General features: G+C 68.4%; 15 protein-coding genes. 7 read left to right on the top strand and 8 right to left on the bottom strand.

The genetic code is table 11. The annotated features are described in order from the left end of the window. Nucleotides 1-2: 2 nt before the first annotated feature. Nucleotides 3-1,226 carry a glycosyltransferase gene (locus tag AC3RXZ_RS12130; protein WP_491494198.1) on the bottom strand — a complete coding sequence of 408 codons (1,224 nt, stop codon included), beginning with the start codon at nucleotides 1,224-1,226 and terminating at the stop codon, nucleotides 3-5. Nucleotides 1,227-1,362: 136 nt separating this feature from the next. Between AC3RXZ_RS12130 and AC3RXZ_RS12125 the strand changes: the two genes are divergently transcribed. Then, nucleotides 1,363-1,830 carry a MarR family winged helix-turn-helix transcriptional regulator gene (locus AC3RXZ_RS12125; RefSeq protein WP_491494197.1) on the top strand — a complete coding sequence of 156 codons (468 nt, stop codon included), beginning with the start codon at nucleotides 1,363-1,365 and terminating at the stop codon, nucleotides 1,828-1,830. Next, entirely contained in the window at nucleotides 1,827-2,486 is a 660-nt protein-coding gene (locus tag AC3RXZ_RS12120) for a hypothetical protein (RefSeq protein WP_491494196.1), read from the top strand. The genes AC3RXZ_RS12125 and AC3RXZ_RS12120 overlap by 4 nt, the downstream gene beginning before the upstream one ends. A gap of 12 nt (nucleotides 2,487-2,498) precedes the next feature. On the opposite strand, the gene AC3RXZ_RS12115 is transcribed toward AC3RXZ_RS12120, so the two are convergent. Continuing rightward, on the bottom strand, nucleotides 2,499-2,909 hold the full coding sequence (locus AC3RXZ_RS12115; RefSeq protein WP_491494195.1) for an MmcQ/YjbR family DNA-binding protein: 411 nt from the start codon (nucleotides 2,907-2,909) through the stop codon (nucleotides 2,499-2,501). Nucleotides 2,910-3,070: 161 nt separating this feature from the next. Here AC3RXZ_RS12115 and AC3RXZ_RS12110 point away from each other — a divergent pair, with 161 nt between their 5' ends. Continuing rightward, nucleotides 3,071-3,658: a hypothetical protein gene (locus AC3RXZ_RS12110; RefSeq protein WP_243229238.1), complete on the top strand. Its 588-nt coding sequence runs from the start codon at nucleotides 3,071-3,073 to the stop codon at nucleotides 3,656-3,658. Between the two features lie 8 nt (nucleotides 3,659-3,666). Here the strand turns inward: AC3RXZ_RS12110 and cls are convergent, their stop codons facing one another. Continuing rightward, nucleotides 3,667-5,136 carry a cardiolipin synthase gene (cls, locus tag AC3RXZ_RS12105; protein ID WP_491494194.1) on the bottom strand — a complete coding sequence of 490 codons (1,470 nt, stop codon included), beginning with the start codon at nucleotides 5,134-5,136 and terminating at the stop codon, nucleotides 3,667-3,669. 47 nt (nucleotides 5,137-5,183) lie between these two features. On the opposite strand from cls, the gene AC3RXZ_RS12100 reads away from it, so the two are divergent. Continuing rightward, nucleotides 5,184-6,827 carry a SulP family inorganic anion transporter gene (locus tag AC3RXZ_RS12100; protein ID WP_491494193.1) on the top strand — a complete coding sequence of 548 codons (1,644 nt, stop codon included), beginning with the start codon at nucleotides 5,184-5,186 and terminating at the stop codon, nucleotides 6,825-6,827. A 55-nt stretch (nucleotides 6,828-6,882) separates the two neighbouring features. Here the strand turns inward: AC3RXZ_RS12100 and AC3RXZ_RS12095 are convergent, their stop codons facing one another. Next, nucleotides 6,883-9,225, bottom strand: a complete 2,343-nt coding sequence (locus AC3RXZ_RS12095) for an arylsulfatase (RefSeq protein WP_491494192.1) — start codon at nucleotides 9,223-9,225, stop codon at nucleotides 6,883-6,885. 149 nt (nucleotides 9,226-9,374) lie between these two features. Between AC3RXZ_RS12095 and AC3RXZ_RS12090 the strand changes: the two genes are divergently transcribed. Next, nucleotides 9,375-10,316, top strand: a complete 942-nt coding sequence (locus tag AC3RXZ_RS12090) for an HAD family hydrolase (RefSeq protein WP_491494191.1) — start codon at nucleotides 9,375-9,377, stop codon at nucleotides 10,314-10,316. A gap of 409 nt (nucleotides 10,317-10,725) precedes the next feature. Here AC3RXZ_RS12090 and AC3RXZ_RS12085 read toward each other — a convergent pair whose 3' ends face one another. Beyond that, nucleotides 10,726-11,643, bottom strand: coding sequence for a formylglycine-generating enzyme family protein (locus tag AC3RXZ_RS12085; RefSeq protein ID WP_491494190.1), 918 nt, complete (start codon nucleotides 11,641-11,643; stop codon nucleotides 10,726-10,728). A gap of 150 nt (nucleotides 11,644-11,793) precedes the next feature. Here AC3RXZ_RS12085 and AC3RXZ_RS12080 point away from each other — a divergent pair, with 150 nt between their 5' ends. Next, nucleotides 11,794-14,118 carry an arylsulfatase gene (locus AC3RXZ_RS12080; protein ID WP_243228227.1) on the top strand — a complete coding sequence of 775 codons (2,325 nt, stop codon included), beginning with the start codon at nucleotides 11,794-11,796 and terminating at the stop codon, nucleotides 14,116-14,118. Between the two features lie 73 nt (nucleotides 14,119-14,191). Here the strand turns inward: AC3RXZ_RS12080 and AC3RXZ_RS12075 are convergent, their stop codons facing one another. Beyond that, nucleotides 14,192-14,770 carry a dihydrofolate reductase family protein gene (locus tag AC3RXZ_RS12075; protein WP_491494189.1) on the bottom strand — a complete coding sequence of 193 codons (579 nt, stop codon included), beginning with the start codon at nucleotides 14,768-14,770 and terminating at the stop codon, nucleotides 14,192-14,194. A 72-nt stretch (nucleotides 14,771-14,842) separates the two neighbouring features. Between AC3RXZ_RS12075 and AC3RXZ_RS12070 the strand changes: the two genes are divergently transcribed. Continuing rightward, the gene (locus AC3RXZ_RS12070) at nucleotides 14,843-15,448 is read left to right on the top strand and encodes a TetR/AcrR family transcriptional regulator (protein WP_491494188.1); all 606 of its coding nucleotides are present in this window, start codon (nucleotides 14,843-14,845) and stop codon (nucleotides 15,446-15,448) included. Here AC3RXZ_RS12070 and AC3RXZ_RS12065 read toward each other — a convergent pair. Both AC3RXZ_RS12065 and AC3RXZ_RS12060 read right to left on the bottom strand, forming a co-directional pair. Next, the gene (locus tag AC3RXZ_RS12065; RefSeq protein ID WP_491494187.1) at nucleotides 15,420-17,051 is read right to left on the bottom strand and encodes a fucose isomerase; all 1,632 of its coding nucleotides are present in this window, start codon (nucleotides 17,049-17,051) and stop codon (nucleotides 15,420-15,422) included. The two genes, AC3RXZ_RS12070 and AC3RXZ_RS12065, sit on opposite strands and share 29 nt — an antisense overlap. Beyond that, nucleotides 17,048-19,594, bottom strand: a complete 2,547-nt coding sequence (locus AC3RXZ_RS12060; RefSeq protein ID WP_491494186.1) for a GH116 family glycosyl-hydrolase — start codon at nucleotides 19,592-19,594, stop codon at nucleotides 17,048-17,050. Before AC3RXZ_RS12060 ends, AC3RXZ_RS12065 begins: the two co-directional genes overlap by 4 nt. Between the last annotated feature and the right edge of the window lie 68 nt (nucleotides 19,595-19,662).

The following is a 19,662-nucleotide window of genomic DNA, read 5'->3' as shown; positions in this document are numbered from 1 at the left end:
GCCTACTCGGGCAGGGGCTCGTCGCGGTACAGCGCCTCGAACGTGTCGAGCGTCCGGTTGATGTCGTGCACGAGAACGCCGTCCAGCGACGCGCGCTGCATGCGCTCGTACTCGGCAGGATCCGCCGTGAGCACGTCGGCGAGGCGCGCGGCGAGCGCGTCGGCGTCACCGGGCTCGAACAGGTACCCGTTCTCCCCGTGGTGGACCAGGTGCGGCAGCGCTACGGCATCCGCGGCGACGACGGGCAGTGCGGAGGCCATCGCCTCCATGGTCGCGATCGACTGCAGTTCGGCGATCGAGGCGATCACGAACAGGCTGGCGCGCGAGAGCAGAGCACGCAGCTCGGCGTCGGTGGTCCGGCCGTGGAACGTCACGCGCTCGCCCAGGCCCAGCTGCGCCGCGAGCTGCTCGAGGCTCTTGCGCTGGTCCCCGCCGCCGACGATGTCGAAGTGCACGTCCAGCGCCGGACCGAGCTTCGTCATGGCCTGCAGCACGACCTCGATCTGCTTCTCGGCCGTGAGGCGCCCGACGAAGATGATGCGGTTCTTCTCCCGCGGGCCGACGACTGGCGTGTACTGCGTGCGGTCGATGCCGCAGCTGACCGGGATGACCTCCTTCAGATCGATCGTGTTCTCGAGGAAGTCCGCCGCCCGGCGCGTGGGTGTGGTGACCGCGCGGGCGAGCTTCAGCGTGCTCTCGGCATCCTTCCACGCCAGGCGGATGATCGGCTTGTTGATCGCATCCGGAAGCGTCGTGTGATCGAGGATGTTCTCGGCCATGACGTGGTTCGTGGCGATCACGGGGATGCCGCGCCGGCGCGCGATGCGCGCGAGACCACGACCGATCACGATGTGCGACTGGATGTGCACGACGTCGGGACGGACCTCGTCGAGGACCTTTCTGGCGTAGTGCTTGGCGCGCCACGGCCACACGAATCGCAGCCAGTCGTGGGGCAGCCAGCGCACCGACGGCAACCGGTGCAGCATCATCGGCTCGCCCTCGACGACCTCGATGCGCGGTTCGGTGCGCCGGTACGCCTGGTTGGGGGCGACGACGTGCACGTCGTGCCCGCGCTGGACAAGTCCTGCCGCGAGACGCTCGGCGAAGCGGGCGGCGCCGTTGATGTCGGGAGCGAAGGTGTCGCACCCGATCAGGACCTTCATCGGGGCTCGATCGGCGGGGATGCTCGACGGATCGATCGGATCGTCGGGTTCAGTCACGGACATGCTGCCTTACGGTCGGGCGGCCAGGAATAGGGGCCTGTGGGCGCACGTCACTCTACCGGAGGGCCCTGGGCCGTCCCGGGAGGCGGTGCCCTTCGACATTCGTGAAGGCAGGTAACTATGTAGTAGCATCATCATCATGACCACGCTCCTCATCGACCGCCTGCTGCAGATCGCCGACCTGTTCCAGAAGGACATGGCCCGCGCCTTCGACGGCAGCGGTCTCACCCCGGCCCGCGTCCACCTGCTGTGGGTGCTCGTGCACGAGGGCCCGTCGACCCAGCAGGCGCTCGCCCGGGCCTGCGACGTGAGCGCGCGGAACATCACCGGCCTCGTCGACGGGCTCGAGCACTCCGGTCATGTCCGCCGGACGCCGCATCCCACCGACCGCAGAGCCGTCCTCGTCGAACTGACCGAACAGGCCGACGAGATGATGCGCCGGATGCAGCGCGAGCACGTCGAGCTGAACGACACTCTCCTGGCCGCGATCGCGCCGGAGGACAGGGAGGCCGTCGATCGAGGCCTGACCGGGGTCGCCGAGCGGCTGTCCGCGCTCCTCGCCGAAGCGGAGGCCGCGCACGAGAGAACCTCCGGAGTCCGATCATGACGATCGACGTCGCTCCGGCCCCCTCCCGCGGAAGGAGGGCGCTCTCGATGCTCGCGCGCGCCCTCCATGCCGAGCTGCGGGTGTACTCCAGCATCGGTCGCGCGATCGCGCGGCGTCCGGCCGTCGAGCCAGGCGGGACGGGCATCGGGTACCACCGCCCCGTCCTGACGGTGCTCGTCATCTTCATCGTGCTCTCGGCGATCGAGATCCCGATCCTCGACCTGATCGTGCATCCCTGGCCGGTCGTGCGCATCGCAGTGCTGGTCCTGGGCATCTGGGGACTGACCTGGATGCTGGGACTCCTGTGCGCCATGCTGCTGCGCCCGCATGCGGTCGGACCGAGCGGCATCCGGGTGCGCAACGGGCTGGAGGTCGACGTGGCGATCCCGTGGAGCGCGATCGCCTCGGTCGCGATCGCGCGGCGGGTGGACGAGCCGAAGACCCCGCGTGTCACGGAGGGCCCGTCCGGCCGCGAGTACGCGGAGCGCATGCAGAACGAGACGAACATCCTCATCGAGCTCGAGCGTCCGACCACGGTGCGCCTTCCTGGCATCGCGCCGCGCGGCGGTGAGCACGACGTCGTCGAGGTCCGCCTGTGGGCTGATGACCCGCGCGCCTTCCTCGACGCGGCCCGGCCGTTCCTCGTGGACGGCTGACGAGCGGCCTTCTCACTCCAGCCCGCGCTCGGCGAGCCAGGCCTTCCGTTCCCGTGCGGGTGCTCGCACGAGCCAGGCGTCGCAGACGAGTTCCTCGAGCCGATCCGCCTCGACCGCGTCGAGTCGCAGCAGCAGTGCCGGATATCCGTCGAAGTGCGGGATGGTGAACAGGACATCCGGCTCCGCCGCCAGCAGCGCCTCCTTCTCCTGCAGGTCGGCGACCCGCAGTCCGAGCACGACGCCGTCGGGCCACGAGCGATCGAGTTCCGCCAGCGCGCGCAGGTCGGACTGCGTGGGCCCGCGCACCCACAGGATGGCGCCGCTGCGCAAGCGCCATTCCTGCTCGCCGGTGTGCCCGCCGATGCGTTCCAGGACGCCGGGAAGCGACGTCGCGATGCGCCGCACATCCGTCACGGTCGCCATGGCGCCCATGGTTCTCCGTCGCCGCATCCACCGCAACCCCGGGGGTTGTGCGACACCTTTCGGCAATTGCGGCAGAACCTTCCTGGCGCCATCGCCGAGAAGTGGCGCAGAACCCGTGCAGGACGACGCCGGCACGGCGCGGAGTCGCCTAGCGTGGAGACATGCGCCTTTCAGCATCCGCCGATCCTGACCTGTGGATCCCCGTGACCGAATCGCTCGGCTGGAAGGGCCGTCGGCATCGCAAGGCCGCACTGCGGATGCTGCTGGGGCAGGCGAACCAGGCCGTCGGCGCCGCGGAGCGCCCTGGCTCACGGGTCGGTGCGTGGCTGATGAGCCAGGCCGCGCCGTTCGCGATGCGCAAGGCGGACGGACGGGTGCTCGCCTGGACGTGGAAGGCCGATCCCGAACTCGTCGTCGCCCTCGCGACGACCCAGGAGCTCACCCCGCAGGTGCGCACCGCCCGGGCGATGATGCCGATGGAGTACGACGACACCGAGTCGTTCCCGACCGCACTGGGCGTCGGCGAGAAGCTCGTGATGCCGATCCCGCCGCAGCCCGGGACACCGCCCTTCGCGACGTACACATGGGACACCGGAAGTCATCTCGTGACGTTGAACGTGCTGTGCAGCGACCGGGAGCGGTTCGGAACGCTGCTTCCGGCGCTGGACGACCTCGCCCGCAGCATCCGCATCTCCGACGACCTGACGACCGGCGAGTCCGGCGATGTCCTGCGCCTCCCGCCCGCCTGATACGCCGGTCAGTTCAGTGCGGACGTGAGCCGGAACACGCCGTCCAGGAAGGTCGAGGTCGCCGGCTCGCGTCGCCACTCCTCGAGCGTCAGTTCGCGTCCGGCATCCCGGTAGGCCTGCTCGACCTCGCGCATCTGCGCGACGAACGATGCCCCTCGGACCAACATCGAGATCTCCATGTTCAGGGTGAACGAGCGGATGTCCATGTTGCTCGAGCCGATCACCGCGATGTCGTCGTCGATCGAGAAGTGCTTCGAGTGCAGGATGAACGGCGCCGGGTACAGGAAGATCCGCACTCCCGCCTCGAGCAGCGCCTCGTAGTACGACCGCTGCGCGTGATACACCATGCCCTGGTCCCCGAGCTCCGACACGAACAGCTGAACCTCGAGGCCGCGCTGCCGGGCGGTGGTGATGGCGTAGACCATCGCTTCGTCCGGCACGAAGTACGGACTCGTGAGGATGACGCGCTCGGTCGCGCCGTGGATGAGCGAGAGGAACAGCCGCAGGTTGTTCTCGGTCTCGTAGCCGGGCCCGCTGGGCACGAGCTGGCAGACCAGTGCATCGGCGCCCTCGTCTGCCGGGACCTCGGACGCCGGGACGATCTCGTCCAGCTGCTCTCCGGTCTCGATCAGCCAGTCGGAGAGGAAGACTGCGTCGATCTCGGTGACGGCCGGACCCGCCACCCGGGCGACGAGCTCCTGCCATTTCAGGCCGCGGCTGATGTTCTTCGGCGCGTTGTAGGTGCGGTCGATGAGGTTCTGCGACCCCACGAAGGCGACGCGACCGTCCACCACGACGATCTTGCGGTGATTGCGCAGGTCGGGGCGCTGATACCGGCCCTTCAGCGGCTGCACGGGCAGCATCCACGACCACAGCACTCCGATGCGGTCGAGTTCGGCGAAGGTCCGGTCGGCGTTCGCGACCTTCCGCGAGGCGATGTGGTCGGCGAGCAGTCGCACGGCGACACCGCGGGCGACGGCGTTCTCCATGGCCGTGAAGAAGACCTCGGTGGTCTCGTCCCGGCTGACGATGTAGAACTCGACGTGCACGTAGGACTCGGCTTCGTCGATCGCGGCGGCCATGGCCGCGATGGATGCCTCGTAGTCGTCGATCAGCTCGGCGGTGTTGCCCCCGACGGCCGGGAAGCTGGTGAGGCGCTCGTTCTGGGCGGTGACGCGGGTGAACCAGGTCGGCCAGTCCGACGTGTCGACGGCGAAGTCGCCCGCGGCCACCCGATCGCGGATGATGCCGTCGATGCGCGCCTGCTCCGCGCGCCGCTTCCTGGGCAGCTTGACGTTGCCGATCAGCAGGAACAGCACGAGCCCGACGATCGGCAGCAGGAAGATCAGCAGCAGCCAGGCCATCGCGGCGGTGGGCTTGCGGCCGCGCGGGATCACGATGAGCGCGGTGATGTTGATCGCGAGCACCACGAGAGCGCTGGCCACCCATCCCAGGTTGGCGAGAAGAAGCGAGTTCACGTGTGCAGTCTCCCGCATTCCGCGGCACAGCCGGTAGATTCGCGCATGTGACCTCGACGACCTCGGCCTCGCGCCGCCCCGCCTGGCTGTTGCCGAGCCTCGCCGGGTATCGTCGCGCGTGGCTCCGCGCGGACCTCGTCGGCGGTCTCTCCGCCGGAGCCGTCGTCATTCCGCAGGCGATGGCGTACGCGACGATAGCGAACCTGCCCGTGCAGGTCGGCCTGTACACCTGCATCGTCCCGATGCTCGTGTACGCCCTGCTCGGCGGAAGCCGGGCGATGAGCGTCTCGACGACGTCGACGATCGCGACGCTGACGGCCACGACGCTGGTCACCGCCGGTGTCGCGGCGAGCGCGGACGATCCGGACGCCGCGCTCGGCTCCCTCGTGACGCTGACGCTGCTCGTCGGGATCGTCCTCGTGGTGGCCCGGGTTCTCCGGCTCGGCTCGCTCGTCGAGAACATCTCCGGCGCCACCGTGCTGGGGCTCAAGATCGGTGTCGGCGCGACTGTCGCCGTCGGCCAGTTGCCGAAGCTGCTGGGCGAGACGGAGAACGTGTCGGGCCATGGCTTCCTCCGCTCGCTCCTCGCGGTCGGTCAGGCACTCGAGAGCGCGAACGGCGCCACCATCGCGCTGTCGATCGGTTCGATCCTCGTCCTGATCCTGTTGCAGAGGTTCGCGCCGCGCGTTCCCGCCACGCTGATCGTCGTGCTCGGCGGCATCCTGCTGTCCGCGTTCACGGGCCTCGCGAACGCGGGAGTCGCTCTCATCGACCCGGTTCCCTCCGGCTTCCCCGTCCCCCGCCTTCCGGACCTCTCTCAGGTGGTCGACCTGGTCCCGGGCGCGCTCGCGATCGCCGTGATGGCGTTTCTGGAATCCGCTGCCGTGGCCCGCGGCATCCGGAAGGCGACGGATCCGCAGGTCGACAGCAACCAGGAGCTCTTCGCGACCGGAGCGGCCAACGTCGTCGGCTCGTTCTTCACGACCATGCCGGCCGCGGGAGGATTCTCGCAGAGCGCAGTGAATCAGAATGCCGGCGCCAAGACGCAGGTCTCGACGATCGTCACGGTCGCGCTCGCGATCCTGGTCGCGCTCTTCCTCGGTCCCGTCCTGAGTCTTCTGCCCCAAGCGACGCTGGCAGCCATGGTGTTCGTCGCCGTCGCAGGACTCATCAATGTCCCGGAACTGGTCCGCTGGGCTCGGGTGAGCCCGCAGGATTTCTGGATCGCGCTGGTCGTGGCACTGATCGGATTGTCCGCGGGCCTGCTTCCGGCGGTCGCGGTCGGCGTCGTGGTGACCCTGATCATCGTGCTCCGCGAGATCAACATCCCCAAGCTCGACGTCATCGGTCGCCGCGGGAGCGCACTGGGCATCCACCTCGGACGCGGCCTCTACACTGCGAACGCCCTCGAGAACGAGCGCGCGATCATCGCGCTGGCCACGGCGCAGGAGGATCCTGTGTCGGCCGTCGTGCTGGACGTCGAGCGGCTGGAGATCGTCACGGTCACGGTGCTGGATGCGCTCGAGGATCTCGACCGCGAACTGGCGCAACTGGGCATCGTGCTGCACCTCGCGCGGCTGCCTGAGCGCGCCGCCGCGGTCGCTCGGCGCCTGCCCTGGTACGCGGGCCTCGAAGCCACCGGCCGCGCCCACGACTCGGTCGAGGAGGCGCTGGCCTCGGCCTCCGCCTGAGACGACGGGGGCGACGGATGCCGAGTGACACCCGTCGCCCCGTCGCTCCCGCCAGTCAGTCGCGCGCCATCGCCGCCGCGAGATGCGCCTCGAGATCGACGTAGGTGTCGTCCGCGATGTCGAACACGACCTTCGCGATCTCGCCGCCGGTGAAGTCGAACCCATAGCCGTACAGCGATGAGACGGGGTCGGCGCTGTCGCGGCCGATCGTCAGCCCTTCACCGCACAGCGAGAAGTGTCCGAGCACCGTGCGGATCTGCTTCTCGTCGACCTGCTCCTCGTCGATGTACAGCTTCACCGGACCCGTCGGCTCGCGATAGTCGCCCATGCCCTCCTTGACGAACTCGACGCCGATGATGTGCCGGCCCGCGGTCGGAGCAGGTGCCGAGACCCGGTCCTCCGGAGGGATGCCGAGGAAGTTGTACACGTAGTGCACCTGACCGTCCTTGACGACGAGCGCGTGACCGCCGAAGCGGGAGCCGTGGGCGAAGATGACACCCTCGGTCTCGGGTGTGAACTCGATCTCGGCTGCGATCTTGTACGAACCGCCGTGGACGTTCGCCGCCGATCGCTCCGGGATCTCGGTCGTCCCGGGATAGTAGACGAAGCGTCCCGAAGGCGGCGCCGGCTGATGGAATTCCATCTGGATGAAAGTCTCGTAGTCCTTGGGACTGCCGATGATCTGCAGGTCGTTCAGCGGCAGGACCTTGTTGGCTTTCGCCTCCGCCATCCACAGCGCCTTCAGCTCGTCGACTCTCTCCGGGTGTTCGGCGGCGAGATCGCGGGATTCGGACCGATCGACATCGGTGTGGAACAGTTGCCACACGTCCGAGTCGAATCCGCTCATGCCGCTCGTCGGACCGTGCTCGGCCACGGCTTTCCAGCCGTTGTGCCAGATCCCGCGGCTGCCGAGCATCTCGTAGTACTGCGTCGTCTTCGCCGTGGGCCCGTCCGGGGCCGCGTCGAACGAGTACACCATCGACACGCCGGACAACGGTGTCTGCTCGACCCCGTCGTAGACGTCGGGAAAGGTCACCCCGCATGCCTCGAGGATCGTCGGGACGATGTCGGTCGAGTGGTGATACTGGTGCCGGATCTCGCCTTTGGCCGTGAATCCCGCGGGCCAGTGGATGACGAGCGGATCGCACACCCCGCCCTGATAGGTGTAACGCTTGAACATCTTGTAGGGCGTCGAGAATGCCGCAGCCCAGCCGGTCGGGTAGTGCCCGTAGGTGTCGGCGGTGCCGAGCCTGTCGACCAGACGAAGGTTCTCCTCGAGGCTGTCCGGATACCCGCCGAAGACCTTGCCCTCGTTGACGGATCCGTTCGGACTGCCTTCGGCGGATGCGCCGTTGTCGGCGCAGTAGATGATCAGCGTGTTGTCGAGCTGGCCCGACTCCTCCAGGTAGTCGACGATACGGCCGACCTGCGCATCCGTGTACTCGCTGAAGCCCGCGTACACCTCGGCCATACGACAGAACATCGCCTTCTGCTCGTCCGAGAGCGTGTCCCACGGCAGCACGGCGTCAGCCTGTGTGTAAGTGCCGTCCGACATCGGGTTGAGTGCGGTGAGCTCCGTGCCTTCGGGGAGGATGCCCTTCTCGATCATGCGCGCGAGCACCCATTCGCGGTAGGCCTCGTAGCCGTCGTCGAAGGCCCCCTTGTACCGATCGATGTACTCCTGCGGCGCATGGTGCGGAGCATGGTTGGCGCCGGGGCAGAACCACAGGTACCAGGGCTTGTCCGGTTCGGTCTGCTTGACATCGCGGATCATCTTCAGCGCCTGGTCGGCGAGATCCTTCGACAGGTGGTAGCCGTCCTCGGGCAGATAGGGCTGATCGATGTAGTGGTTGTCCACGGCGAGAGACGGATACCAGTTGTTGGTCTCGCCACCGATGAAGCCGTAGAACCGGTCATAGCCCTGCGCGAGCGGCCAGTTCTTCTTGCTCGCGCCGGCCGTCCACTCGTCGATGGGGACGTTGTGGTTCTTGCCGACCCAGAACGTCGACCAGCCGGCGTCCCGCAGGACGTTGGCCATGGTCGCGTTCGACGGCGGGATGTGCGAGTTGTATCCGGGGAAGCCGGTCGAGGACTCCGAGATGGTCGCGAAGCCGTTGAGATGGTGGTTCCGACCGGTCAAGAACGTGGAGCGCGTCGGCGAGCACAGCGCGGTGGTGTGCCACTGCGTATAGGTCAAGCCGTTCTCGGCGAGGCGGTCCATGGTCGGCATGTTGATCCGCCCGCCGTAGGGCGACCAGGCCGCCATGCCCGTGTCGTCGTACAGCACGACCAGCACGTTCGGCGCGCCCTCGGGCGGCTTGCTCGGCAGGAACGCATCCCAGTCCGCAACCGAATCACGGACATCGAGTTCGATCTTCCCCTGGAATTCTCGCGGCATTGCACACTCCTCCTTTTCGGGCCGCGCACGGCCCTTGGTCCCCCTTGGGAGTGACATTAGGGCTCACCGCCCGGGAATGGTAGGGATCGTCACGGATCGGTTCTCCCGCTAGTCTGTGCGCGTCCGATGGCCCGCGCCGAAGGAGAGACATGTCCGAGATCCTGCCCTCGTGGCGCGACACCGCTACGCGCACCGCGATCACCGACTTCGTGGCCGCCGTGACCGACGAATCCGGCCCCGACCACGTCGTCCCCGAGGATCGCGTCGCGGTCTTCGACAACGACGGGACCCTGTGGACCGAGAAGCCGATGATCACCCAGCTGCACTATCTGCTCGGCCAGTGGAAGAAGGCTGCGGAGGCGGATCCGTCTCTCGCCGACAAGCAGCCGTACCAGGCCGCGGTGTCCGGGGACCTGGCGTGGCTCGCGGAAGCAGTGGACAAGCACTATGCGGGGGACGACGCCGACCTGGGCGTGCTCATCGCGGCCGTCGCGGGCAGCTCGGCGGGACTCAGCGTCGAGGAGTACGCCGCGTCGGTCGAGGAGTTCTTCCGCGACGCCCGCCATCTCACGCTCGGCACCCCGTATGCGCTGACGGTCTACCAGCCGATGGTGGAACTCGTCCGCTACCTCGAGGAGAACGGCTTCACGACGTACATCGTCTCCGGCGGCGAGCGCGACTTCATGCGCCCGATGACGGTCGCGAACTACGGCATCCCCGCCGAGCGGGTCGTCGGGACGGGACTCGGGCTCACCTACGACGAGGAGGCGAACGTGATCCGCTACGCCCCGAAGCTCGCCTACTTCGACGATGGGCCGGAGAAGCCGGTGCGCATCTGGATGAGGACCGGCCGGCGGCCGATCCTCGCCGCGGGGAACTCGAACGGCGATCTGCCGATGCTGCGGTTCGCGCAGGGGAGCCCCCGGAGCCTGGCGCTGCTCGTGCACCACGACGACGACACGGAACGCGGCGACGCCCCCTACGACAAGGGCGCCGAGCAGGCGCTGGCCGCCGAGGGGCTGACGGTCATCAGCGTGCGCGACGACTGGTCCCAGGTGTTCCCCGCTCCCCCCGCATCCCCCGCTCGTTGAGCGAGCGAAGCGAGTCGAAACGCACCCTCACCGACGAGCCTCAGCATTCAGCCCGTTTCGACTCGGTCGGCTGCGCCGTCCTCGCTCAACGAACGAGAAGATGTCACCCCGCTCGTCCAGCGCACCTCCCTCCCCGCTCGTTGAGCGGGCGCAACGAGTCGAAACGCGGTCTCACCGAAGAACCTCAGCCCCTCACCCGTTTCGACTCGGTCGGCTGCGCCGTCCTCGCTCAACGAACGAGGGAAAGTCCCCCCACCCGCTCGTCCAGCACACCCCCCCCGCTCGTTGAGCGGGCGCAGCGAGTCGAAACGCGGTCTCACCGAAGAACCCCGGGCGCTCACCCGTTTCGACTCGGTCGGCTGCGCCGTCCTCGCTCAACGAACGGGGGCGCCGGCTGCGCCGTCCTCGCTCAACGAACGGGAGCGTCGCGCGCGCAGCGGAAGCCGATGTGGCTCATCCCGGTGTCCTCCGCCTGCGGCGAGCGCGCCGCAGGCCGGAAACGCAGGCAGTAGTCCGGCGAGCACAGCTGCGATCCACCCTTGAGCACGCGCCGAGGAATCGCCGGGAACCCCTCCTGGGCACTGGCCGCCGCGAGAAGGTTCGCGCGCTTGCCGGCGTCCACGGGCTTGTCCGACAGACGCAGGTGCCGCGGCGTGTAGTAGTCGCTCGTCCACTCCCAGACGTTGCCGATCATGTCGTACAGTCCGTATCCGTTGGCCGGATAGGAACCGACGGGCGCGGCATCCCCCACGCCCTGGTTGTCGTAGGGGAAGCGCCCCAGCCACGAGTTGGCCTGGGCGACGCCGTTCGGATAGGGCTCGTCGCCCCAGGCGAACCTCGCCCCCTCCAGCCCACCGCGGGCGGCGAACTCGTGCTCTGCCTCGGTGGGCAGGCGCAGTCCCGCCCACTCGGCGTAGGCCACGGCGTCTTCGAAGGCGATGTGCACGACGGGATGCTGCAGGCGATCGTCGACGGACGAGTCCGGCCCGAACGGCCGGCGCCAGGACGCTCCGGGCTGCCAGCGCCACCAGTTGCGCCAGTTGCGCAGATCGACGGGGCCGGACGTCGGAGTGAATACCATCGACCCGGGAACGAGGTCGGCGGCATCGGCCCCCGGGAAGGCCGCCGGGTCGAGCTCGCGCTCGGCGACCGTGACGTAGCCGGTGGCGTCGACGAACGCGGCGTACTGCACGTTGGTCACCTCGTACCGATCGATGAGGAACGGCGCGACCTCACGCTCGTGCACGGGGCGCTCGTCCGGGTAGAACTCGTCCGATCCCATGAGGAACGTGCCGCCGTCGATCAGGACCTGGTCGTGTGTCGTCACGGTCCCACCGTAGCCTCGCCGCAGGTCCGGGGCCCTGCAGTGATTTCTCCCTAACCCGATCCGGGTGAACCCCTGGTGCCCTCGAAGGCCTCGCAGTTAGCGTGAGACGCACGTGCGCGGTTCTGCGCGCCGGAGATCGGAGGGCAGCTGATGGCCAAGGAATTCGCTGGAAGGATCGCACTCGATGTTCGCGACTCGGTCGCGGACTGGGCGCCGTACGAGACGCCGCACGCGCCGGAGGGCGCGCCCAACATCCTGGTGATCCTCTACGACGACACGGGCATGGCATCGTGGTCGCCCTACGGCGGTCGCATCAACATGCCGACTCTCGACCGGCTCGCCGAGAACGGGCTCACCTACACCCAATGGCACACGACAGCCCTGTGCTCGCCCACGCGCTCGACGTTCCTCACGGGCCGTAACCATCACGCGAACGGGATGGGGAACATCATGGAGGGCACCAACGGGTTCCCCGGCTTCTCCGGTCAGATCCCCGAGGAATGCGCCACGATCGGCCAGATCCTCCAGAAGAACGGGTACTCGACGTTCTGGATCGGCAAGAACCACAACGTGCCCGAGCAGGACATCTCCACAGGCGGCAGCAAGCAGTACTGGCCTCTCTCGCAGGGCTTCGACCGCTTCTACGGCTTCCTCGGTGGCGAGACGAACAACTGGTACCCCGACCTCGTCGAGGACAATCACTTCATCGAGCCCCCGTACTCACCGGAGGACGGCTACCACCTCTCGAAGGACCTCGCCGACCAGACCATCCGGATGCTGCGCGATCAGAACGCCTCGAACCCGTCGAAGCCCTGGTACACGTGGTTCTGCCCCGGGGCGAATCACGCTCCGCACCATGCGCCGAAGGAGTACATCGACAAGTACAAGGGCGCGTTCGACGACGGCTACGACGCCTACCGCACCTGGGTGCTGGAGCGCATGATCGAGCGCGGCATCGTCCCGGAAGGGACGGCGCTCACGCCGTTCAATCCGATGCCCGAGGACCAGGCCAATGACGCCGACTACGTCAAGCCATGGGACTCGCTGTCGGATGACGAGAAGCGCCTGTTCAGCCGGATGGCCGAGGTGTTCGCCGGGTTCAGCGAGTACACCGACGCGCAGATCGGCCGGATCATCGACTACCTCGAGGAGACCGGGCAGCTCGAGAACACGCTCATCTTCTACTGCGCGGACAACGGCGCTTCCGGCGAAGGGTCTCCGGACGGGTCCGTCAACGAGAACAAGTTCTTCAACGGCTTCCCGGACGATCTGAAGGAGAACCTGGACAAGATCGGGGTCCTCGGCGGACCGGAGACGTACAACCACTACCCCACCGGATGGGCGGCGGCGTTCTCGACCCCGTTCCAGATGTTCAAGCGCTACTCGCAGTTCTCCGGCGGTACGTGCGATCCGATGATCGTCCATTGGCCGGCCGGGATCTCGGCCAAGGGCGAGGTGCGTCACCAGTACCATCACTCGACGGACATCGTCGCGACGATCCTCGACGTCATCGGCATCGAGATGCCGTCGACGTTCCGCGGGGTCGAGCAGCGACCGCTCGACGGCGTGTCGATGAAGTACTCCTTCGACGCGGCGCCGGACGGCCCCACCCACAAGACCGTGCAGTACTACGCCATGCTCGGCACCCGCGGCATCTGGAAGGACGGCTGGAAGGCCGCCGCCATCCACGCGCCGTTGACCGGACATGGACGTTTCGACGAGGACCGCTGGGAGCTGTACCACGTCGAGACCGACCGTTCGGAGTCGAAGGATCTCGCGGCCGAGCATCCGGAGAAGCTGCAGGAGCTCATCGACGCCTGGTTCGAGGAGGCGGAGAAGAATCACGTTCTGCCCCTGGACGACCGTTCGGCGCGGGACCAGCTCACGATCGATCGCCCGCAGGACGAGGCTCCGCGCACGAGGTACATCTATTACCCGGACACGACGGCTGTCGCCGAGAGCATCGCCGTCAACGTCCGCGGCCGCTCGTACAAGATCATCGCCGACGTCGACATCGAGGACGGCGCCGAAGGCGTGCTCTTCGCGCACGGATCGCGGTTCGGCGGCCATTCGCTGTTCATCAAGGACAACCGGCTGACCTATGTGTACAACTTCCTCGGCATCCCGCCGGAGCAGACGTTCACCTCGGGCGAGCTGACACCGGGCAAGCACGCGCTCGGGGTGGAGTTCATCCGCGACGGCGCCGGCGAGCACGGCGAGTCCCTGGGCACCGCGAAGCTCTATGTGGACGATCAGGTGGTCGCGGAGGGGCCGATGCGCGCTCAGGTCGGCAAGTTCACGCTGGCCGGTGACGGCCTGTGCATCGGGTATGACAGCGGCGACGCGGTCAGTGGACAGTACTCCGATGGCTTCCCGTTCACGGGAGGGAAGCTGCTCGGCGTCGGCATCGACGTGAGCGAAGAGCAGTACCTCGACCTCGAGCTGGAGGCCCAGGCGGCGCTCGCCCGCGAGTAGGCCGTCGACGCGAGAAGCGGGGCGGGGAGGTTTCGGCCTTCCCGCCCCGCTTCGCGTCCGTCGGAGCGCCTGCTCAGCGCGCGGTCCGGGGCCTCGCGTACTCGGCCAGCACCACTCCGGATTCGAAGGCGGTCGTCGCGGTGCGCTCGAGCGCAGCCGGAGCGTAGGCGCGCTTCCCGAACAGGGGGATGCCGTCGCCCACCAGCACCGGGTTGATCTTCAGCACGAGCCGGTCGATCTCGTCGGCCAGCGTCGCGGCGAGCGCACCGCCTCCGCAGAGCCAGATCGCGGCGCCCTCCTCGGCCTTGAGCTCGCGCACCGTCTCGACGGGGTCGCGGTCGGTGAACTCGACGCCGTCCACGGGCTCCGGCCCGCGGCTCGTGAAGACCACCTGGCGCAGATGCCGGTACGGGCTCGGCATCTGCGGGAGGCCGACGGCGTAGGTGTTCCATCCCATCAGGACGGTGTCGAACAGGTCGCCGTCGGTGGGGATGCCGAGGGCCTCGCTGAACGACGTCGGGATCGTCTGGTGGAACCGATCGTTGATGAGGTCCCGATGATCTCCTTCGGCGAGGAGGAAGTCGAACTCGCCGGCGGGTCCGGCGATGAAGCCGTCGAGGGTCACCGCCACGTAGTAGGTCAGTTCGCGCATAAGATCTCCAATCACAACAGGTGCAGTGGTTAGAGACTACAACAGGTGCAGTGGTTGCGCTAGTGTGCTGTCATGGCGAAGAACGAGGCACGGCGCGCGGCGCTGGCGGATGCCGGCATCGCCGTCCTGGCGAGCGAGGGATCGCGCGGGCTCACGCATCGCGCGATCGACGAGCGGGCGGGTGTGCCGATCGGGACGGCGTCCAACTACTTCCGAAGCCGCGAGGCGCTGATCGCCGGGCTGTTCGAGCGCATCGGCTCCCGCCTCGCGCCGACGCCGGAGGACCTCGAGCTCCGGGCCGCGCAGGAGCCCGGCCGCGAGCTGTTCGGCGAGTACCTCCGCGACATCGTGCGGCGCCTGTCGACGCAGCGCGAGGTCACGCTGGCTCTGTTCGAACTGCGTCTGGAGTCGGCGCGCCGCCCCGAGCTCGCCGACACCATGTCGGCGTGGCTGCGCACGGGCTTCGCCGCCGACGTCGCGTTCAACGAGGCGGCCGGCCTTCCCGGCGGTGCACGCGAGATCGCCCTGTTCCATTACGCGATCGACGGGCTGCTGCTCGACCGCCTCACCTCGTCGATCGATCCGGGCACCTCGACGGACGACATCGTCGACGCCCTGGTGGACGGCCTGCTGCCGGTCGCGTCGGATGTCAGATCGCGACGTCTCCCACGAGGTTGACCCGGATCCCCATGCCGGCGAACATCGCCGCCTTCGCGATGAGCGCCTTGTCGGCGGTGGCGGCATCCGGAGCGTAGACGAGCTGCGCGTGGTTGGCCTTGTGGCGGGCCATGAACTGATCGCGGCTCTGACCGTGCAGCACGACGTGCGCGATGGGCCACTCCGGGTTCGTGGCGTCCTTGCGGCGCTGCGTCTCCTCCTCCGGCAGCTCGATCACCGAGCCGCGGAACACGTCGGCCTGCAGCACGCCGTCGGCGATGAAGACGCGCGACAGCACGACCTCACCCGGCTTCGACACCCCGTTGATCGTGGCTCCGCCGGCGGGGAAGAACACGTGCCCCTGACGCCATCCCTCGGCCTTGTCCCATCCGCCGAGATGCGAGGCCGGCACCGAGCCGGAGATCTCGTAGACCCAGACGAACCGCCCGTCGTACTCCTCGCCCCACCGCACGTCGTGCAGCGTGTTGTCCGGCACGAGGCCCATGGCGCGCCACACCCGGTCGGTGACCAGTGCGTCGACCGCGACGCCCTCGTCCGCCTCGTTGAAGTGCGGAAACGCGCGCCCGTCGTGCAGCACGCGGGAGCCGTCGCGCGAGGTCACCGGAGGACGCTCGGTCGAGTTCAGGATGCCTTCGGCGAGGTCGGATGCCGGGACGAGGTCCTTCAGCCCCTGCTGGTACTGGATGCCCACGGCGTCCAGGCCGAAGTCGTCCGCGATGCGCAGCGCCGCGATGTACATCTTCAGCTGCCATTGCACCTGGTCGCGGGTGAGCTCGGTCGCGGCGTCCGTCCCGTATCGGAAGGTCATGCCGCGGTCGATGAGCCAGTCGTAGGCGGCGTCGGCCTCGGCATCCGTGACGTTCAGCATCTCGGCGTAGAGCGCCGACTGCGACAGGCGCTCCTTGTAGATGCCGGTACGGTTGAGCAGCTCGTCATCGAAGATCGCGTTGTACATGCCCATGCAGCCTTCGTCGAACACGCCGATGATCGCCTTGTCGGCCAGGAGCTCGGCGGCCAGCGCCTCGCCGAGCTCCTTCTCCGGGGAGTCGGGCAGCGCGGGCAACGCGCGCACGTGGGAGGCGTCATGCGTGATGGTGCCGGTCTCGGTCCATTCGCGCAGGCCCTGCGTGAACCAGTCATCGGCGAAGTCGACCGACCAGATCGTCGAGTAGGGCTTGCCCATCTTCGTCAGGCCCGCGTTGAGGCCGAGGAGCCCCACGAGGCCCGGCCAGTCCGGCGCGAAGTTCGCCGTCGTGAGGATGGGGCCCTGGTGCGTGCGCAGGCCCGCGAGCACGTGGTGCGAGTACTGCCAGTTGGCGGTGGCGACGACGAGCGGTGCGTCGACGGGGATGTTCTTGAAGACCTCCATGCCCATCCGCTGGCTGGAGATGTAGCCGTGGCCGGTGGCGGGGTCGACTCCGAACGGGCGGATGACGGTCCAGCCCAGGTCCTCGAAGGCGCGGGTCACGGCGGCCTCGGTCGCCTCCTGCACGGGCCAGCCGGCGACGTTCGCGGACTCGCGCAGATCGCCCGAGGTGATGAGGTAGGCGGTCTGCGGGGCGGATGCCGGGCGGGTCGCCGGGGCCGGAAGGGTATAGCTCATGATGGTTCTCCGTTGTGGGTGATGGTCAGTGAAGCGGTGCGCGGATCGCCGGCCGCCAGGCGGATGCCGCGGGCGACGGGCTCTCCGCGGAGCTCGAGGCGATCGAGGTCGAGTCCGCCGCCGAGCACGCGCAGGGTGATCTCGCGGTCGTCGACCTCGACCGTTCCCCATCCGGTGCCCGTCGTGAACAGGGATCGGAAAGGGCCGGGTCCGACCGGAGCGAAGCCCAGGGCCTTCGACGGTGCATCCCACTGCGCGCCGGAGGCGCCGAGCAGGAGCGCCCAGGACGCCAGTGATCGCGCGTAGTGATTGCCGCATTCGATCTCGTTCCAGGGACTGCGGTGCGCACCGTCGTACCGCGCGCGCAGGGATCGTTCGATCGTCAGCGCGTCGGCTTCGCGTCCGGCGAAGAGCAGGGATGCCGCGACCTGATGCTCGACGCCCGTCCACACCTCGTCCGAATAGACGAAGGGGATGGCGGGGCGCCCGCCGTGCGGCCAGGAGGCGAGCAGCAGACCGCCCTCGTCGTTCAGCGCGTAGACGCGCTGCGTGCTCTCGTGCCGGGTGAGGTCGGCGCGATGGTTGTGCGCGACGATCGCGGCGAGCGCCGATCCGACGCGCTCGGGCGGGAGCAGATGCCCCAGCCCGTTGACGAAGGCGTGGAACTGACCGAGCAGCTGGTCGGAGAGCACGCCGTCGCCGTACTGATAGCGATGCTCGTCCGGGTCGGCGATGACCTGGCGGTAGTACTCGCCGTTCCAGAGCTTCGCATCCATGGCCGCGGCGACGCGGTCGGCTCGCGCGGACCATGCCGTCGCACGATCGGGGTCCCCGAGATGCTCGGCCATTCGCACGCCCGCGCGCAGCGCGGCCAGGAGCATGCCGTTGGCGAGGGGCTCGGTGCCGTGGAACTCGATGTCGTAGGTGTTGTGCAGTTCACCGTCCAGGAGACCGTCGCCGTCACGATCCCAGACCCGCGCGGCGTAGTCCAGCGATCGGGCCGCAGCCGGCCACAGCTCGCGCAGGAACGCGTCGTCCCCGCTGAAACGCCATTCCCGATGCAGCCGCAGGAAGGTTCCGAGCTGGCCGTCGACGGCGGGACCCATGAACCAGGCGGGGCCGCCGAAGATCCGGTTCCCGCGGAACTTCTGCGCCCCGTCCTCACCGGTCTCGAGCAGGAACTCCGCGCGCCGGGCGCTGCGTTCAAGTGACGGGAAGAGCCAGGCGACGGTCTGCGCGTACGACCACACGTGGGTGCAGGTCCCCTCGCACGACCCCGCGTGATCGAAGGAGCCCTCCCAGGCCGCGAACACGGGGCCCTCGCCGAGTTCCGGCGTCGGCGACTCCGCGATGAAGCACGTCGTCGACCGGGCGGCGGCGATGTTCGCTCCGACCGCGTCCGCGAGCACCGGGTCGAGGGTGCCGCCGTAGAGGGCCTCGACGAAGGCATCCGTCGCGGCTTCGAGACGCGGCAGCTCGCGGTGCAGGTGCGTGGCGGCCGTCCAGGCATCCGGCCAAAGGGTCGCGTAGTGGTTCTTCACGACTTCGTCGGCGTGCGGATCCTGGAAGACGATGTGCCCCTTCCAGCCGCGCACCCGGTTCGGGAAGCTCCAGGACAGCACGAAGGCGAAGTCGCGGCTCTCGCCGGGCTCGAGCGCGTGCACGATGCCGAGCGAGCCGGTGCGCACCCGCGGGAGCTTCTCGAGCATCTGCTCCTCGGTCAGCGTCCCCTGCCCCTCCCCATCGAGTTCGGCGAACAGCCCGCGCGGGCGGTCCTCGAGGGTCAGCCGCGGTTCCGGGCTCAGCAGCCCGTCGTCCACGAGATCGTTCCAGAACAGACGCGCGCCGTCCGGCCAGTAGCTCGTCACCCACTGCGGCTTGACGGTGACCGAGGCATCCGTGGTCGTGAGACTCAGCGTGCCGTAGCCCGGGTCGTCTTCGGGCAGGTCGATCCCGAAGTCGAGGCCCCGGATCTCGCCCTCCTCGCGCTCTCGCACGGTCTGCATGGCGCGCATGCCCCAGGGGCCGTCGCCGCGGCCGGCGGTGTGCGAGACACTCCCGACCACCGTGACGGCGACGGGGACGTCCTGGGTGTTGGTGACGCGGTAGCGCAGGACCGCGGCGGGGATGCCGGAGGAGTCGGGGTCCAGCGGCACGAGCGGGGTGAACGCCCGCAGCGAGACGTCGACCGGCAGATCGTCGTCGGCGAAGTCGATGTCGACGATCGGGTACTCCCCGTGCAGCGTCGCAGAGGCCAGCCGGGGAAGACCGGCGAGGCGGTCGAAGGGATATCCGGCATCCGCGTCGTGCCGGCCCGTCGCGCGCGCCTCCAGCACCCGGGTGACCGATGTCCCGCCCTCGAGGCGCGCATGGATCGCGAAGAAGGAGTACGGGTTGTGGCGCCCCTTGTCGGGGAGGTTCTCGAACTCCCAGTCCCGGAGTTCGCCACGGGCGCCGAGCGAGACGTTGCCTGTGCCGATCCCGCCCAGCGGGAAGGCCGTGCTCTCGGACGTGTGCGGGATGCCGCGTGCCCGTCTGGCCATGCCCACTCCTCCTCGATCCCGGGTACCCCGCCACTGTACGCGAAATCGATTTCAAGCCGCAAGCGATG

The sequence above is a fragment of the Microbacterium cucumeris genome (assembly GCF_058349845.2).
This window is presented reverse-complemented; position numbering and strand designations above follow the sequence as displayed.

Bases quoted from the DNA above. Each gene is read 5' to 3' on its own strand.
- AC3RXZ_RS12130 (WP_491494198.1), bottom strand. From the start codon at position 1,226: ATGTCCGTGACTGAACCCGACGATCCGATCGATCCGTCGAGCATCCCC.
- AC3RXZ_RS12125 (WP_491494197.1), top strand. From the start codon at position 1,363: ATGACCACGCTCCTCATCGACCGCCTGCTGCAGATCGCCGACCTGTTC.
- AC3RXZ_RS12120 (WP_491494196.1), top strand. From the start codon at position 1,827: ATGACGATCGACGTCGCTCCGGCCCCCTCCCGCGGAAGGAGGGCGCTC.
- AC3RXZ_RS12115 (WP_491494195.1), bottom strand. From the start codon at position 2,909: ATGGCGACCGTGACGGATGTGCGGCGCATCGCGACGTCGCTTCCCGGC.
- AC3RXZ_RS12110 (WP_243229238.1), top strand. From the start codon at position 3,071: ATGCGCCTTTCAGCATCCGCCGATCCTGACCTGTGGATCCCCGTGACC.
- AC3RXZ_RS12095 (WP_491494192.1), bottom strand. From the start codon at position 9,225: ATGCCGCGAGAATTCCAGGGGAAGATCGAACTCGATGTCCGTGATTCG.
- AC3RXZ_RS12090 (WP_491494191.1), top strand. From the start codon at position 9,375: ATGTCCGAGATCCTGCCCTCGTGGCGCGACACCGCTACGCGCACCGCG.
- AC3RXZ_RS12080 (WP_243228227.1), top strand. From the start codon at position 11,794: ATGGCCAAGGAATTCGCTGGAAGGATCGCACTCGATGTTCGCGACTCG.
- AC3RXZ_RS12075 (WP_491494189.1), bottom strand. From the start codon at position 14,770: ATGCGCGAACTGACCTACTACGTGGCGGTGACCCTCGACGGCTTCATC.
- AC3RXZ_RS12070 (WP_491494188.1), top strand. From the start codon at position 14,843: ATGGCGAAGAACGAGGCACGGCGCGCGGCGCTGGCGGATGCCGGCATC.
- AC3RXZ_RS12065 (WP_491494187.1), bottom strand. From the start codon at position 17,051: ATGAGCTATACCCTTCCGGCCCCGGCGACCCGCCCGGCATCCGCCCCG.
- AC3RXZ_RS12060 (WP_491494186.1), bottom strand. From the start codon at position 19,594: ATGGCCAGACGGGCACGCGGCATCCCGCACACGTCCGAGAGCACGGCC.